This is a genomic window from Rickettsiella grylli, assembly GCF_000168295.1.
GTDB lineage: Bacteria > Pseudomonadota > Gammaproteobacteria > Diplorickettsiales > Diplorickettsiaceae > Aquirickettsiella > Aquirickettsiella grylli.
The window spans coordinates 397480-414378 of the sequence record NZ_AAQJ02000001.1 but is presented as its reverse complement, the minus strand read 5'-3'; the positions used below and the strand labels follow the sequence as shown (position 1 = coordinate 414378).

Genomic DNA, 16899 nt, shown 5'->3' with positions numbered 1-16899 from the left:
CAAAATATAATAGATTATGGTTAATTATTAACCAAAAAATTGGGTTAATCTATAAAAATCCTTAATAAGGGATTTTTAAGACAATTTATCTTAATCGGTACTATTAACCTATTTAAATGAAGGCTATTAAGCTATTTAAATACAAAAAAATTTACATAAATAAAACACCTTGATTAAAGAACTATCTCTATGAATGAGTCTCTTATAACGACCAAATATTATCTAAATAGATAATATTTGTCAACTTTAGTAAAGGAAGGTAATGAATAAAAATCGTAAATCGACTAAAGAAAAAAAGTCAAGTGATCAACTGATTAATAAAGAACGTGCTCAACGGCTCAAGTATTTACGGAAAATGTCTCATCTTTCAATGAAAGAGTTTGCTCAACTTTGTAATTTAGGTACAACCACTATTAATTATTGGGAACAAGGTTATAGCAATCTTTCTGAACGTGGTGCACGAAAAGTCTGTCAAGCAATCGGTGCAGAGGGGATAGATTGTTCAACCATTTGGTTACTCACAGGATATGGTGAAGCACCTTGCGTTATCGATTCCAGTAAGCTTTCTAAACTCAATTATGAAAAATTTAAATCCTTATCTAAAAATTTTATTAATGAGAAAAAACCACATTACTCCATAGAAAATAAGGATATTAAAGAAGAATTAGCGATTTTTAAAAAAAATTACCCTGAGCATTTGATCTGCTCTGTGGACAATGAAAGTATGAAACCACTTTACAATCCAGGCGATTTAGTCGCTGGAAAAAAATTAACCGGTAAAAATAAGGAACTTGCTCATGGTGCCGATTGTATCGTTGAACTTAAGAATAAAGAACTCATCATTAGACGCATAAAAATAGCACACGCTGCTGAAAGCTTTGATCTTTTTGTTATTAACTCAGAGACCTCGCTCGAATTTCCTCCTTTACGCAACATCAGTGTCGTATCCTTAGCCCCAATTATTCGAATATGGAAACCTGTTAAATTTTAATACAATCGTTCTTTTTTTTTCTTTTCAGGTATTTTATCGACTAATATATAAAATAATTCATTCGGCTTTACCATATTCAGGTCATGTCGAGCATGCGCTTCCAGTGCCGCTTCATCGGACTTCAGATGGGAGATATCGGTAACCATTGCATGATTACGTTGACTTAATTGCCTGTTTTCTTTTACTTGAGAAGCAATTTGTTTTTTCAGTTGATGCACTTGCCACACGCCCTCTCTCACAAACCACAGCTTGTATTGTAAGCTTAAAAAAAGCATGGTTAAAATAATAATCAATGGCTTCATTGAATTAAATTAAAAAACGCGAGAAAAATTGGGTACCGGCATATTCTACCTGATTCTGAATTGAAAGCTCTGCTTCAATTCGCAACAAACGGTTGTATTTAGCCGTTCGATCAGTACGACATAAAGCGCCTGTTTTTATCTGACCTGCACCTGTTCCAACGGCTAAATCAGCAATACTGGTATCTTCTGTTTCACCTGATCGATGTGAAATAATGGTTGCATAATCTGCGTGCCTCGCCAGTGAAATAACCGCTAAGGTTTCACTCACTGTGCCAATCTGGTTCAACTTAATGAGAATGGCATTAGCACATTTTTTATGGATTCCCTGTTTCAATAACGTTGAATTGGTTACAAATAAGTCATCACCGACCAATTGAATTTTTCTGCCCAGCTGCTGTGTTAAGTGGATCCAACCCGCTTCATCGGATTCTGCCATACCGTCTTCTAGACTAATAATAGGGTATTGTTTCACTAAATTCTCTAAATAGCGAACCCACGCTTCTGTATCCAATGTTTTATTTTCTAAACAATATTTTCCATTCACATAAAATTCATTACTCGCTGCGTCTAAACCGAGATAGATATCGCCCCCTGGTTGATAGCCTGCCTGTTGAGTGGCTTCTAAAATACTCTCAATCGCTTCTTGGTGAGTTTGGAAATTCGGCGCGAATCCGCCTTCATCGCCTACATTCGTATTCAATCCCTGTTTTTTTAAATACGCTTTTAAACAATGAAAAATTTCCACTCCCCATCGTAGTGCTTCACTAAACGTAGGGGCTCCGAGTGGTAAGATCATAAATTCTTGTATGGCTAACGCATTATCGGCATGAACTCCTCCATTTATAATATTCATTTGTGGGACGGGCATGATGTATTTTTTATCCGTTTTTCCCATAAGCTCCGCGATATGCGCATAAAGTGTTTGACGACTCGCTAAAGCAGCCGCTTTCAGCAAACAGAGCGAAACACTCAAAATAGCATTCGCGCCTAATTTTGACTTATTGTCCGTACCGTCTAATTTTCGCATGAGGTTATCTAATTGAGACTGCTTATCAATATTTTTTCCAATTAAATGATTTCGTAGGGGTCCTAAGACGTTTTGAATCGCGCCTAAAACACCCTTACCATGGTAACGATCCACGCGTTGAGTATCTCTTAACTCGAATGCTTCCTTTGAACCTACCGACGCGCCAGAAGGCACGCTTGCATCAGCTTTTAAACCTGAATCCAAAATAACTTCAGCAGTAATGGTCGGATTACCGCGTGAATCTAAAATTTCATACGCATTAATCTCAGTAATTTTTGTCATCACATCGACCTACAGTGTAGTTTCTATTAAATTCGTTTTTTTTACGGCTTTATCTAATGCTTGTAATGTTTCTAAAAGTTTGGCCATTTTATTTAAAGGCCACGAATTAGGTCCATCACTTAACGCTTTTTCAGGCTTTGGATGGGTTTCCATAAAAAGGCCTGAAATTCCAGCTGCAACCGCAGCACGCGCTAAAACAGGTATAAACTCACGTTGTCCTCCAGACACCCCCGCGTGACTGCCCGGTAATTGTACTGAATGGGTTGCATCAAAGATAACGGGACAGTGTGTTTTTCGCATGATAGCCAGTGAACGCATATCTGAAATAAGATTATTATAGCCAAATGTCACGCCTCGTTCACACACCATGATCAGCGCGTCACTGACTTGACGTGCTTTTTCAACAACATAGTGCATCTCCCACGGAGACAGAAACTGACCCTTTTTAATATTAACCGGCAAACCTTGCTCTGCAACTTTTTGAATAAAATTAGTTTGTCGACATAAAAAAGCGGGAGTTTGTAACACATCAACGACATGAGATACTTCATTCAATGGTGTATCTTCGTGAACATCGGTCAGAATAGCAACGCCCAATTGCTTTTTTACGTTATCTAAAATACGCAACCCTTCCGTAAGCCCCAAACCACGAAAACTCCTTACTGAAGAGCGGTTTGCTTTATCAAAAGAAGATTTATAAATAAAGGGAATGTTCAAGCTATCCGTTATTTCTTTTAGAGAACCTGCCGTGTCCATCGCTAATTGTTCGCTTTCCACAACGCACGGGCCGGCGATAAGAAATAACGGCTGATCAAGCCCCACTTCAAAATTCAGTAATTTCATAATCATCCATAGGGAATCAAAACAGTATAGTTTACGCGTAAACGAATTGAAGTCCTAGTGGGCAATCTTTCTTTAAAAAATGTTTGAACGTATTTGGAAGTGGTATCATGAACGTTTTGAAAAAATTATTTTTATAACGTATAAAAAATTTTTTAAAAAATTAATTTAGTGTTACTATATAAAAAAATAATAATAAGGTTCGATCTGATGTCTTTACGTCTAAATAGGTTTTTTTCTCATTATAAGAAAAAGATAAAAACGAGTTTATGGAAAAAAATCTCCCGAAAAAGCGGAAAAAAACTTAATGCACTCATTTTTCATACGGTTGATCAAAAAAATGGAATACATCCTCCTCGTGTCGAGTCAACAAATAAGCAACATCTTATCGATTCGCATCTTTCTCAGCGTTCTGCTTATCACATTGAAGAATTCGCGAAGCAAATGTATATTCATTTAGTTTACTTTAATCTCTTATATCTCCATTATGAAACCCAGAAAGTTGATTTTTGCATCTACGCCATTCAAAAAAATCCGATCTTAGCGCATGTTTTTCAACTGAGTTATAATGAATTTCGATCAAAATTTTATAGATTATTGGTGATCAGTTCCGATCAAGGTGAAAATTTTTCACTCGCATTAAACAAACCGGCTGAGCTGTTTTCACTATTCACTTATCTGATCCGATTTCTTTTTCCTCCCTTAGCGATATTAGGCGGCATTATACGCATGGGGATTAATGAATTAAATAAAAAAACGAAGTCTCGTGACTCTAAAAATACATTAAACTATTGTAAAACGGATGAAAACTTTACTAAAATGGTCAGCCTTTTATTTAGCCTTATACTTGTAAAAAATTTACCCGACGAGGGGGCGTTAGATCTTTTTGTCAAGAAAAATTTTTCAATTTTTTGGAAAATTTTGCAAGAACACGCTGAAGCTTCTTCAACAAAGGATTTTTTTTCAGCGGATAGAATCGAGAAAATATGGGCCTATTGTTTTTGTTTATTCGAATTAACCACAGTGGGTCATTCGGTAAACCTGCCTCATCCATTGAAGATAGAGAATACGCTCAAACCACATCAACAAAAAAACGAGATCACTTTTTTCCCCCTTTATCCGAGCTTATCCAACACAAAACCAAACACTGCACCTGTTTTTGATATTAAAAAATTCGATATGAAAAAAATAACTGAGTTGCCGACGATCACATCGAGCAACATCAATCATTTTTGGAAAAACAAAATTCGTCCACCGCTATTGGAAAATTCGAAGCCTTTTTCGGAGCTGCTCATTGATTAATATCGCTTAAATGCTGTTCTAATATTTTGCAACGTATATTGAGCAATAGAATAACCACATAAAAGCTCATAAAAGCCATTATCATCGCTAACAAAGGATAAAGCATAGAATGCTCTATTAACGAAGGACTTAAAAAGTGGATCGTCGCACCCTGATGGAGCGTATTCCACCAATACACCGAATAATGAATAATGGGTAGGTTCGCTAACCCTAATAAGATCAATACCGCTGTGGTTTGCACCGCCATATGACGTTCAGGAATGGCAACATATAACGCAATAACGCCTACATATAAAAATAATAAAATAAGTTCTGAAGTTAAACGAGCATCCCAAACCCACCATGCTCCCCACATGGGCTTGGCCCAAACACTTCCTGTAAATAGGGCTAAAAAAGTAAGCCACATCCCTAAAAAAACGCTACCAGAGACAATCCATTCAGCTAATTTTATACGAAAAATTAAACTAATTCCTGAAAAAATAGCCATGATCAAATAGATAAATAAAGACAAAAACGCACTCGGTACGTGAATATATAAAATACGGAACGCATCGCCTTGCTGGTAATCAGCTGGTGCTAAAAATAAACCGCCCATTACACCATAAAAACCACAAAGCAATAACGTGACTACAAAAAATGGCACTAAATAGTTGGACAATCGATAAAAATGTTTTGCGGCTATAAATTGAGAAAGCTTTTTCCTTTTTTTTATTTTTTCCATGTGAGTACTCCTTTAAAATCAGAACAATCAGAAAAAAGAGAGCTATGAAAACACAATACCCGACCGTAATAGTTTACTAATGATAAAAGGAGATAAACTCACGCTCAGAATCATGAGGACACCTAGCCACGCTAAAGCACCCTTCATAGGCAATCCCATACTGGTTAAATGAATGGCGCTACTTGCAAAAATTAATACGGGGATATAGAAAGGAATAATGATTAATATAACCAACAAGCTACTTTGATGAAGACCTAACGTTAACGTGCGTGCTATCCCTCCCAAAAAAATTAATGTCGGCGTTCCCAGTAAAATGGTCAAGTAAAGTGTTTTTAAAGCCACAACGGGAATAAACAAACTGATACTCAAAATGGGCACCATAATCAGTAAAGACACGCTAATGACAAGCCAAAAAACAAATAACTTAACAAATACGAGTAAAGTCAGTTGCTGGGGTAATAAAATGAGCTGTTCCAAAGCGCCTTCCTTCCAATCATTTCTAAAAAGTTGATCTAACATCAGTAATACTAAAAATAAGATAATTACCCAAAAAATGCCCGCTGAAATTTTTTTTAACAAAAGCGGATCACACGTTATCCCTAATGGAAATAAAATAATGATGATACCTAAAAATAAAAAAGGATGTATTAGTTCTTGATAGCAGCGAAAAAGGGCCATTAATTCATACCCTATATTCCTGTATAATTTTAAAAAAAAACGAGTACTACGTATCATTGATCTAAAAAAATTTTTTTTATTTTTCTATTGAATGAATGCGCAATAGGATGGCTTGTAAAAATAATGATCCCTCCTCGCTTACTTTGATTTTCCATTAAAGAAATCAGTAATTGAGTCCCTTGCTTATCCAGCGATGTAAACGGTTCATCTAAAATCCAGCAATCGGCTTTAATCAATAACAAACGTGCTAAACTCAACCGTCGTTGTTGACCGAGAGAAAGTTGTGCTAATACTCTTTTCGCACACTGTTTTAAATTGACTTGTTCTAATAGAGAATAAATCATTTGAAATATCTTTTGTTTAGGTTGGGTGGGGATTAAATTTCGTCGAATCACCTCTAAGTAAAGATTTTCAATTGGAGTCAGTGCCGATTTCATACCCAACCGGTGGTTAATATAGAGTAATTCTTCAGTAAAGTTCACATTATTTTCTTTAATTGAAACCCCCTTCCACATCACCTCTCCGGTTAAAGGTCTTCGTAGCCCGGTTAATAGCTCTAATAACGTTGTTTTACCGGCGCCATTGGAACCCACAATATGGAGCACTTGACCCTGAAAAAGTTGAAGATTAAGTTGCTTAAAGAGGGTTTTGTTATGACGCCTATAAGAAAGTCCTTTTGCTGTTAACATTTTTCAGTCCCTGAGTAATAAGCATTTACGCTTTTCAAATAAAACTTGCGATTTCATGTCATTTTTTATCAATGCGTTCAATCATATTGTAACGATCGCCTCGCCTGGGCTATATTATTCCTTTTCTACATGACTTAAAAGGTCAATTATGATGTCTTTTATTTTTGAATATCTTATCTTCTTAGCGAAACTATTTTCTTTTGTTCTTGCTATTTTAATAACAACCGCCGGAATTTTTTCGATTGCTCGCAAAGCAAAGGAGCAAAACAAAGATAAACTGTGTATCCAAAAGCTTAATAAAAAGTTTCAAGAATTTTCTGAAACTTTAAATGCAGAAATTCTCACCAAGAAGGCATTCAGAAAATATACGAAAGAACAAAAAATGAAAAGAAAGAAAAATGCTAATCAATTGAAAAAAAAGGTTTTTGTTTTAAATTTTCAAGGAGACATCAAAGCCCATGCCGTTAACAATCTCCGCGAAGAAATCACCGCACTGATTCAAGTAGCCACCCCACAGGATGAAGTCGTGTTACGTTTAGAAAGTGCTGGAGGAATGGTGGCACCTTATGGGTTAGCGGCTTCACAATTACAACGATTAAAAAACAAACATATTCCTCTCACCATCACCATTGATAAAATTGCAGCGAGTGGAGGTTATTTAATGGCCTGTGTCGCTGATAAACTTTTGGCCGCTCCATTTGCAATTATTGGCTCGATTGGTGTCGTGGCACAGCTCCCTAATTTTCATCGTTTTTTAAAAAAAAGAGATATTGATTTTGAGTTATTAACCGCCGGTGAATACAAACGAACCTTGACCCTTTTTGGTGAGAACACGTCCAAAGCACGCGAAAAAACCCAAGCGGATCTGGAAGAAATTCATCATTTATTTAAGTCCTTTATCCAATCCAATCGAAAAAAAATTGATATTCACGAAGTCGCAACCGGGGCGCATTGGCTTGCAAAAGATGCTTTAGCGCTCCATTTAGTCGATGCGCTTTTAACCAGTGATGACTATTTAAATCAATTGGCTGAAGAAGATACTGCTGAAATTTATGAATGTCACTATCAAACTAAGAAATCAGTCAGTGAAAAATTAAGAGGCCAACTACACGCTATGCTCCATAAAATGAACTTCATATAAACGGTATTGGTTTACACGGATTTATCCCGTATATTTAACAGTTCTATAGGGGTAAACGATGTGCCCAGAAATGCTCGCTTTTTAATTCCTGTTTTTTATGCCATGACAATCTTTTATAAAGAAATAAGCGCACTGATTGCAGGCGGCTTGCTGGCTTTTGCATTTGCCCCGGTCGGTATTTATCCGTTCGCTATTCTTTCTCCGGCTGTCTTATTCCTTCTTTGGCTAAAAAGTTCTGCTGGGCGGGCCTTTATTTTAGGTTTACTTTTCGGCATCGGTTTTTATGGTATTGGTGTTTCATGGGTATTTATTAGTATTCATGAATTTGGCCATACTTCTCTTTTCTTAGCTTCACTCATTACCGGTCTGTTTATCCTTATACTGGCTTTATTTACTGCGCTTCAAGGATTTTTGGTTGTCCATTTTTTTCCTAAAAATACATTCATTAAACTTTATATCATTTTTCCAAGTACCTGGGCGTTAATGGAATGGGTACGTAGTTTACTCTTTACTGGATTTCCTTGGTTATTATTAGGGACAAGTCAAGTCAACACGCCTCTCAGTGGTTACGCGCCTATTGTGGGCATTTATGGGGTAACATTTATAGTCACGTTAACTGCCAGTTTACTCCTCACAGTATTTTGTCCTCTTTTCAACAAACCTTTTAACTGCCAACTTGATCTGAAGCACTTTTATTCTATTTACCCTGTATTGGCCCTCATTAGTTTGTGGATACTAGGCTGGGGATTCCATTTTATACCGTGGACACATACAGAAGGAAAACCGATTCAAATCAGTTTAGTACAAGCAAACATCCCTCAAGAAATAAAATGGAACCCTCAGTATCAAAAAACGGCATTACGACATTATCAACAATTAACTCAATCTCATTGGAATAGCCGACTCATCGTTTGGCCTGAAGCAGCTATTCCGCTTTTATCGCATCAAGCTGAACCCTTTTTAAACCAGCTGGATAGGCAAGCGAAATACCATAAAACGACACTCATTACGGGAATACCGATTCAAAAAGGTTTTCACTATTTCAACGGGATGTTAGCTTTAGGTCTGGATAAGGCCACTTACTATAAACAACGATTGGTTATTTTTGGTGAATATCTGCCCTGGTGGATTGTTTGGGCACATGGCCTACTCAATCTATTAAATATCCCGTTATCGAGTTTTTCGCCGGGACCTACGAATCAACCTCTTTTTAACGTCGCACATACTCATTTAGGAACTTTTATCTGTTATGAAATCGCTTATTCGAATTTAGTTCGACACGCATTGAAAAAAAAGGCTCAACTACTCCTCACCATTAATGATGATGCCTGGTTTGGTCACTCTTTTGCTTTAGGCCAACATTTACAAATTGGTCAATTTCAAGCGTTAGCTACAGGACGTTATTTAGCGTTTTTAAGTAATACGGGACTCACTGCAATAGTCACTTCGAAAGGGAAAATTATAGCAAAATTACCGCCTTTTAAATCCGGCGTTCTCACGCATACCCTTTATAAAAGTATCGGACAAACACCATGGGTTTTTTTAGGTGATTATTCTATCATTATCTTTTTAGCAGTCTTGTGTATCTTATGTTACGCTTGTCAAAAAACTAAAACCTGAGACGTTCATTTATCCTGCTCGTTAATCGAGATTATTATCGGGAGTTCTTCTCAAACGGGTTAATAAAAAAATCTAAAAAACAGTATATAATCAGTAATTATTTCGAATAGCTTTTAATCTATTTGAATGAATAGTATCTTAGAATGAGGCACGAAAATAAGGTACCTGTCATGCAAGAACAATATCAACCTTTAACACTTGAAGCAGATATCCAAAAATTTTGGGAAGAACATCAGTGCTTTAAGGTGACTGAAGATCTGAACAAAGAAAAATTTTATTGCTTATCGATGTTTCCTTATCCGAGTGGCCATCTCCATGTCGGCCATGTCCGCAATTATGTTTTGGGGGATGTCATCGCGCGTTATCAACGCATGCTCGGTAAAAATGTTCTCCATCCCATCGGTTGGGATGCATTTGGCTTGCCTGCCGAAAATGCCGCCATTGAAAAAAAAATATCCCCTGCGAAATGGACTTATTCCAATATTTCCCATATGCGCAAACAATTTAAACAACTTGGCTTAAGTTTTGATTGGAGTCGGGAGATAACCACCTGTAATCCTGATTATTATCGATGGGAACAATGGTTTTTTATTCAACTCTATAAAAAAGGATTAGTCTATAAAAAAAATGCGTCTGTCAATTGGGATCCTATTGATAAAACAGTCCTTGCAAACGAACAAGTAATTGATGGTCGTGGCTGGCGCTCAGGCGCTCTTATAGAACGTAAAGAAATTCCACAGTGGTTTTTCAAAATCACCGCTTACGCGGATGAATTATTAAATGATCTCGATACGTTAGACGCCTGGCCGGAGCAAGTCAAAGCCATGCAACGCAATTGGATAGGCCGTTCGCAAGGCATAACCCTCTCATTGCGTGTTAACTGCCCTGAATTAGAAACCATTAAAATTTTTACAACGCGGCCTGATACCTTATTTGGCGTTACGTTTATTGCACTTTCTCCTCACCATCCTCTTGCTCATTTAGCCATTCAGAAAAATCCTAAACTACAGGCTCGTATTGCTGAGTTCCAACACGTTCCCACATCAGAAGAAGCAACTGCCCATCTCGAGAAAAAAGGCATTCCCACCCCTTTCACAGCCTATCATCCTCTTACACAGGAACGTTTACCCATCTGGATCGCAAATTTTGTTAAAGCGGATTATGGTACGGGTGCGATCATGGGAGTTCCTGCACATGACGAACGTGATTTTGAATTTGCAGAGAAATATCATCTTCCCATCCGTTTTGTCATTCAATCCAATGAAAAACAGAACGATCAATCTACACCTTTTATTGCAAATTCAGGAACATTACTTAATTCAGGACCTTACACAGGACTGAGCGTTGAGCTTGCTGCAGTGACGATTGCAAAAACGTTAATAAGAGAAAATTTAGCCTCGCATACCACCCATTTTCGACTTCATGATTGGGGCGTTTCGCGTCAACGCTATTGGGGAACACCTATCCCCATTATTTATTGTTCACGCTGTGGTGAAGTCCCCGTCCCCGAAGAAGATTTACCGGTTGTTCTCCCTGAAACGATTCAATTCAATGATAGAAATTCTCCTTTAAAAAATACACCTGAATTTTATCAAACGGTCTGTCCTCTTTGTAAACAATCTGCTCACCGAGAAACAGACACCTTTGATACCTTTGTCGAATCTTCCTGGTATTACGCACGGTTTGCCTGTCCTACGCAGAATAGAGCCATGTTAGATGACAGAGCAAAATATTGGACGCCTGTTGATCATTACATCGGCGGCATTGAACATGCTGTATTACATTTACTCTATGCGCGATTTTTTCATAAAGTATTACGTGATTTAGGTTTATTGAATTCTAATGAGCCTTTTACCCGTCTTTTAACACAAGGAATGGTACTCAAAAATGGTGTAAAAATGTCTAAATCGAAAGGCAACACCATCGATCCAACCCAACTCATATCACACTACGGTGCGGATACGTTACGATTGTTTATTCTCTTTGCAGCACCTCCTGATCAATCCTTAGAATGGTCAGATACCGGCGTTGAAGGTGCTTATCGATTTTTAAAACGTTTATGGGCATTAGCGCATCATTGCACTTCCTTTATCATCGAACTGAATGAAAACCATAAACATAGCCTCACACCCCCTATCGATTGGACAAAAGTTCCTGATGAGTATCGGACGTTGCGTCGCCAAATTCATGAAATTTTACACCGTGCGCGGCTTGATTTTGAACGACAACAATTTAATACGGTCATCGCCTGTTGCATGAAGCTTTTCAATACATTACAAACCACCCATCACGTATTGTGTTCATCCATTAAGGAGGACACACAACTTTTATTTAAACAGATTATATGGCAAGGGTTAACGATATTGTTGCGCTTACTGGCGCCCATTGTTCCTCATATAACTCATGCGTTATGGAAAGAACTTAAATTCCCCGGTTTAATTATCAAAGCACATTGGCCTAAAGTGGCCGCTGATGCTTTAATAGCAGAAAAAATTAATTGGATAATACAAATAAATGGGAAGTTACGTGCACAATTATCACTGGATATGCATTACAATGATGAGACATTAAAAACAATTATTCTCAACGATCCCCTTATTAAATGTCATACTGAAAACCGAATCATTAAAAAAATTATTATTGTCCCCAAAAAATTAGTGAATATCGTTATTTAATATGAATCATGTGACCAGATATGGGAAATGCGAACTGAGCGTTAAACGGGTTCACCGGAATCTTTTTTTGTGGGGCTTGTTGTTTAGCCTGCTGACCGCTTGTGGCTTTCAATTCAGAGGTCATTGTGTTTTTTCACTTCCAATCCAGACCCTTTCTTTGGAATCAAAACAGCCCGATAACTCCTTCAGTAAAGCGTTAAAACAGGCATTAGAAGCAGCCGGTGTTCACGTCTCATCCAACACAACGGCACCCGTTCGTTTACAAATTCTCTCACAACAGTTTACTCGCACCATGACAAGCTTAGGCAATGCTGGCCAAACAACAACGTATTTACTCACTTATGCTATTTCATTCCAAGTTATCGATTGTCATCACCACGTGTTATTAGCACCACAACCCATCCAAGCCACACGCACCTTTTCAATGACGTCCAATCAACTTTTGGGTGATCTGAATACAGAAAATGATTTAAGCGATAGGATGCAACAGGATGTCATTCAACAGCTTTTAATTCGCTTAGCATCTAAAAAATTACACCAACAACTCCGTTACAGTACGTGTTCTCCTTAAAATCTTATGCAATGTCATTATGACCAATTAAACCAACGATTAAATAATACCGTCTTAGCTCCTATTTATTGGGTCGCGGGTGACGAAATCGTCTTATTACACGCTGCGTGCAATGCTATTCGTCTCGCCGCAAAAAAAGCAGGTTTTACCTGTCGTCAAGTATTTTATGCGGATAAACAGTTTAATAGCGCTCTTCTGGTCGCGAATATGAATAATTATGGGTTATTTTCGAAAAAACAATTCCTTGAATTACATCTATCACAGGGTTTTTCTGAAGAACTAACCAAAGCACTCACACAGTATGCTCAAAGCCCACCACACCATCAATGTTTGCTCATCATTACTGGAAAGCTAGAATACCGTTTACAGCAAACGGCTTGGTTTAAAAAAATAGATAAAATTGGTTTAATTGTTCCTCTATGGCCTTTGCAAAGACCACAATTAATTCTGTGGATTACAGAACGTGTTCATGCTTACGGTTTAAAAATAGAAAAAGCAGCCATTGATTATCTTATGTATGCCACTGAAGGGAATTTATTAGCCACCGCACAGGCCATTGAAAAGCTTCGTTTATATGTGGATAAAAATAACCTCATTACCATTGAATGTTTAGAACAAACACTCTGCCATAACGTTCGCTTTGATCCTTTCAAACTAACGGATGCTGCGCTCACAGGAAATGCTAAACGTTGTTTACGTATTTTAATGCACCTGGAAGAAGATGGAATAGAACCTTTGTTTATTTTATGGGCGCTGAGTCGTGAATGTCGGCTCCTTGCTTCTTTAGCATTCGAATTAAATCAAGGTAAAAATCTAACAACACTTTTTAAAGAACATGCGCTATGGGAAAAACGTCAACACTTATATCAACACGCCTTAACACGTCACTCTATTACACACTGGTATCAATTGTTAGGCTTTGCACGTTACATTGATCAACTGATAAAAGGGATAGACAGCGGCAATGTATGGAATGCTTTACAATTATTCTGTCTTACGATTGCAGCCCCCTCTGATAATAATACATTTTTCGACAGATTTTGTAATGAGATGGCAGGAGCGCCTTAGTATGATAGGCATCCTCGGTGGCAGTTTTGATCCTATCCATTACGGTCATTTACAAATCGCGCTTGCGCTCTATCAACAACTCCATTTAGATGAAGTCCGTTTTATTCCTTGCAAAAGTCCTGTCACTGACAAAAAAATAGTGGCTAATCAGCACCAACGATTAACGATGTTAGCGCTGGCTTTACAGTATTATCCTTATTTTTCTATCGATGAGCGGGAATTGCATCGATTAACGCCTTCCTATATGATAGAAACCTTGGCTTCCCTTCGCCTCGAATATGGTAATACTCCCTTAGGGCTTATTATTGGTTACGATAATTTAGTGCAATTAAACCTCTGGTATCAATGGACCTCTTTAATTGATTATGCGCATTTACTTGTTGTACCGAGACCCTTACAGACTAAACCGTGTGCGGAAGAAATTCATGTTTTTGTAAAAAAACATCTAACGTTGGATTCTCGTTTATTAATGCAACAACCTTCTGGGTTAATATTTATGGCCCCTATACAAACATTACCATTCTCTGCAAGTGATATACGTAAAGCAATAGCCGACGGTCATTATCCCGTTGATTTATTACCGACCTCTGTCCTCGATTATATTGTAAAACAAAAACTATATTTATGACTCAACCCATTTTAAAGAAAGAATTACAAACTGATCTGGTTCGTTTATTAGCAGATCATAAAGCAAAAAACATTACCGTACTCAATGTCAGTCAACTCACTGACATTACTGATCATCTCATCATTTGCACTGGAAATTCTAACCGACATGTCAAAACACTGGCCCAATACCTCATCACAGCGGCTAAAGCTAAAAATATGACGATTTATGGGTTGGAAGGTGAAAAAGAAGGTGAATGGATATTAATTGATTTAGTCGATGTCGTCGTTCATATTATGTTACCTCAAGAACGCGAATTTTATAATCTTGAAAAATTATGGGGAACCGTCAATAAAACATGATTATCCATTTAATTGCGGTAGGAACGCGATTACCTGCGTGGGCGGAAACCGGTTTTCATGCGTATCAAAAACGCTTCCCTCCCGAATGTACACTTCATTTAATCACTATACCTCAAAGTAAACGGCGTAAAAATTCTCAAATTTCTAAACATATTGCTGAAGAAGAAAAAAAAATATTAGCCGCACTTCCTAAAGGATCTCGTATTATCGCCTTGGATGCGAAAGGAACGCTGTGGAATACCCAACAACTCGCTCAATTTTTACAACATTTTCAATTATCGCGAGGGGCTATCAGTTTTTTAATTGGCGGACCTGATGGTTTGGGTCAAACATGCCTCAACCACGCAGAACGTATTTGGTCGCTTTCGCCACTCACGTTTCCACATGCGCTCGTTCGAGTTATGGTTGCAGAGCAACTTTATCGTGCATGGAGTCTATTAAAAGGACATCCTTATCACCGAGAATAAACGACGTCTCTCATTTTTTAATGAATGCATTAGAATAAATGTAAGTGAACGATAAGCTGCAAACTCATCCAGGCATACACCCCCGCCATTAAGTCATCCGCCATGACACCAAAACCACCGGGTATTTTACGTTCTATGAGCGCGATAGGCCAAGGTTTTACAATATCAAACAACCGAAACAAAAGAAAACCGATTCCTATCCATACGTTGCCCTTTGGCGCTGCAATCATCGTTAAACCAAATCCACATATTTCATCCCAAACGATTCCTGAATAATCATGAACACCGATACCTCGTTCTGTCACGTCGCAAATCCAAATACCGATAAGCGTCGCACTCGCTAAAACAAGCACATAGTTCACTAACGATAAAGACTGTATTAAATAATAGAATGGAATGGCAACGATTGTCCCGCAAGTACCGGGTGCGCATGGTGATAATCCCGCTCCAAAACCAAACGCAATGAAATAAATAGGATGACTAAATACTTTGCGAACCAAATTTTTTTGCATCGTTTTTCTCGTCAATTTAAAAAAAGAGTATAACCCGACTGAACATCAAGATACCAAACAAGGACGACTGTTTAAATAAAATGCTGAAATCCTGTTTTATCCGTATTAAAAATGGCTCCCTTTTTATCAAGCAGTATTAATCCAGAATCTGCTTTAATATGCCCTATACATTGATACGGTGTATTTATTGTTGCCAACTGTTGTTGCAAATCTCTTTCTTTTGATTCAGGCACCGTAAAACATAATTCATAATCGTCTCCTGAACTCAACGCCAATGACCACGCTTTTTCGGGTGATAAACCGCGCAAACTATCCGATAGTGGGAGTTTTTCTAACTGCACTATCGCACCGACCTGATTGGCGCTTAATAAATGATGCAAATCAGCCATTAAACCATCTGAAATATCAATCGCGCAGCTTGCGATATCACGCAAAGCGATCCCCACCTCGACGCGAGGATGAGGCCGATGTAATCGTTGCTTCACTGAAAAAATTTGGGATTGTGTTAATCCACAACACGATGGCGTATTCATTAATGCGAGCGCCAAACCTGCGTCGCCCAACGTTCCCGTGACATAGATTTTGTCACCGATATGGGCGCCAAGACGACGTAACGCTTTTCCTTGAGGAACAAATCCTAACGCGTGTACAGTAATCGATAACGGTCCACGCGTCAGATCACCGCCTACCAGTTGCAATTGAAACTGTTGTATTAAGGAAAAAAAGCCCTGGTTAAATTTTTTTAGCCACGTCTCATCAACATGAGGCAATGTCAATGCTAACAAAATCCATGCCGGCTCAGCAGCCATCGCTGCGAGATCACTTAAATTGACAGCGAGGGCTTTATAACCGATATCTTCGGGTAACGTCTCTTCAGGAAAGTGTCGACCTGCAACGAAGGTGTCGGTGCTCACCACTAATTGCTGATTGAAAGGGACATTCAATACAGCGCCATCATCACCGATACCTAAAGTAACATCGTTACGGCACTTCATTGGCTGATTAAAAAAACGTTGAATTAACTCAAACTCATTCAAAACCATT

At 38.0% G+C, this 16899-nt stretch carries 18 protein-coding genes; 10 read left to right on the top strand and 8 right to left on the bottom strand.

Going from position 1 to position 16899, the window contains the following annotated elements:
* Positions 1-262 precede the first annotated feature (262 nt).
* A complete protein-coding gene (locus RICGR_RS01860) occupies positions 263-991 on the top strand; it encodes a helix-turn-helix domain-containing protein (RefSeq protein WP_006035137.1) in 729 nt (242 codons plus the stop codon).
* Here RICGR_RS01860 and RICGR_RS01855 read toward each other — a convergent pair.
* From RICGR_RS01855 to kdsA, 3 genes are read right to left on the bottom strand one after another with little or no spacing between them, the layout of a single operon-like run.
* A complete protein-coding gene (locus RICGR_RS01855; protein WP_275113647.1) occupies positions 988-1266 on the bottom strand; it encodes a septum formation initiator family protein in 279 nt (92 codons plus the stop codon). The two genes, RICGR_RS01860 and RICGR_RS01855, sit on opposite strands and share 4 nt — an antisense overlap.
* 31 nt (positions 1267-1297) lie before the next feature.
* Positions 1298-2605 carry a phosphopyruvate hydratase gene (gene eno / locus RICGR_RS01850; protein WP_476705460.1) on the bottom strand — a complete coding sequence of 436 codons (1308 nt, stop codon included), beginning with the start codon at positions 2603-2605 and terminating at the stop codon, positions 1298-1300.
* Positions 2606-2611: 6 nt separating this feature from the next.
* Positions 2612-3445: a 3-deoxy-8-phosphooctulonate synthase gene (gene kdsA, locus RICGR_RS01845; protein WP_006034832.1), complete on the bottom strand. Its 834-nt coding sequence runs from the start codon at positions 3443-3445 to the stop codon at positions 2612-2614.
* 207 nt (positions 3446-3652) lie between these two features.
* On the opposite strand from kdsA, the gene RICGR_RS01840 reads away from it, so the two are divergent.
* The gene (locus RICGR_RS01840) at positions 3653-4744 is read left to right on the top strand and encodes a hypothetical protein (protein WP_006035718.1); all 1092 of its coding nucleotides are present in this window, start codon (positions 3653-3655) and stop codon (positions 4742-4744) included.
* On the opposite strand, the gene ccmC is transcribed toward RICGR_RS01840, so the two are convergent.
* From ccmC to ccmA, 3 genes are read right to left on the bottom strand one after another with little or no spacing between them, the layout of a single operon-like run.
* Positions 4734-5465 (bottom strand): heme ABC transporter permease CcmC, encoded by a 732-nt coding sequence (gene ccmC / locus RICGR_RS01835; RefSeq protein WP_006035096.1) that lies wholly within the window; start codon positions 5463-5465, stop codon positions 4734-4736. The genes RICGR_RS01840 and ccmC overlap by 11 nt on opposite strands.
* A 42-nt stretch (positions 5466-5507) precedes the next feature.
* Positions 5508-6143 (bottom strand): heme exporter protein CcmB, encoded by a 636-nt coding sequence (locus RICGR_RS01830; RefSeq protein WP_006035222.1) that lies wholly within the window; start codon positions 6141-6143, stop codon positions 5508-5510.
* 53 nt (positions 6144-6196) lie between these two features.
* Positions 6197-6832: a cytochrome c biogenesis heme-transporting ATPase CcmA gene (ccmA, locus tag RICGR_RS01825; protein WP_006035183.1), complete on the bottom strand. Its 636-nt coding sequence runs from the start codon at positions 6830-6832 to the stop codon at positions 6197-6199.
* A gap of 151 nt (positions 6833-6983) precedes the next feature.
* On the opposite strand from ccmA, the gene sohB reads away from it, so the two are divergent.
* The 8 genes from sohB to rlmH all read left to right on the top strand — a co-directional run bounded on the left by sohB (position 6984) and on the right by rlmH (position 15343).
* Positions 6984-7973 carry a protease SohB gene (gene sohB / locus RICGR_RS01820; RefSeq protein ID WP_040615098.1) on the top strand — a complete coding sequence of 330 codons (990 nt, stop codon included), beginning with the start codon at positions 6984-6986 and terminating at the stop codon, positions 7971-7973.
* A 60-nt stretch (positions 7974-8033) separates the two neighbouring features.
* Positions 8034-9593 carry an apolipoprotein N-acyltransferase gene (gene lnt, locus RICGR_RS01815; RefSeq protein WP_006035899.1) on the top strand — a complete coding sequence of 520 codons (1560 nt, stop codon included), beginning with the start codon at positions 8034-8036 and terminating at the stop codon, positions 9591-9593.
* A 170-nt stretch (positions 9594-9763) separates the two neighbouring features.
* Complete coding sequence (gene leuS, locus RICGR_RS01810) at positions 9764-12268, top strand: leucine--tRNA ligase (protein WP_006035752.1); 2505 nt, start codon at positions 9764-9766, stop codon at positions 12266-12268.
* A 67-nt stretch (positions 12269-12335) separates the two neighbouring features.
* Positions 12336-12839, top strand: coding sequence for an LPS-assembly lipoprotein LptE (locus RICGR_RS01805; RefSeq protein WP_240992187.1), 504 nt, complete (start codon positions 12336-12338; stop codon positions 12837-12839).
* 6 nt (positions 12840-12845) lie between these two features.
* Positions 12846-13907 carry a DNA polymerase III subunit delta gene (holA, locus tag RICGR_RS01800; RefSeq protein WP_006035161.1) on the top strand — a complete coding sequence of 354 codons (1062 nt, stop codon included), beginning with the start codon at positions 12846-12848 and terminating at the stop codon, positions 13905-13907.
* A 1-nt stretch (position 13908) separates the two neighbouring features.
* Entirely contained in the window at positions 13909-14535 is a 627-nt protein-coding gene (gene nadD, locus RICGR_RS01795; protein ID WP_006035595.1) for a nicotinate-nucleotide adenylyltransferase, read from the top strand.
* Positions 14532-14876: a ribosome silencing factor gene (rsfS, locus tag RICGR_RS01790; protein ID WP_006035001.1), complete on the top strand. Its 345-nt coding sequence runs from the start codon at positions 14532-14534 to the stop codon at positions 14874-14876. The genes nadD and rsfS overlap by 4 nt, the downstream gene beginning before the upstream one ends.
* Positions 14873-15343 carry a 23S rRNA (pseudouridine(1915)-N(3))-methyltransferase RlmH gene (gene rlmH / locus RICGR_RS01785; RefSeq protein ID WP_006035420.1) on the top strand — a complete coding sequence of 157 codons (471 nt, stop codon included), beginning with the start codon at positions 14873-14875 and terminating at the stop codon, positions 15341-15343. Before rsfS ends, rlmH begins: the two co-directional genes overlap by 4 nt.
* Positions 15344-15372: 29 nt before the next feature.
* Here the strand turns inward: rlmH and RICGR_RS01780 are convergent, their stop codons facing one another.
* Together RICGR_RS01780 and thiL are read right to left on the bottom strand one after the other, a co-directional pair.
* Entirely contained in the window at positions 15373-15855 is a 483-nt protein-coding gene (locus RICGR_RS01780; RefSeq protein ID WP_006035372.1) for a phosphatidylglycerophosphatase A family protein, read from the bottom strand.
* A 71-nt stretch (positions 15856-15926) separates the two neighbouring features.
* Positions 15927-16898, bottom strand: a complete 972-nt coding sequence (gene thiL, locus RICGR_RS01775; protein ID WP_006035591.1) for a thiamine-phosphate kinase — start codon at positions 16896-16898, stop codon at positions 15927-15929.
* Position 16899 lies beyond the last annotated feature (1 nt).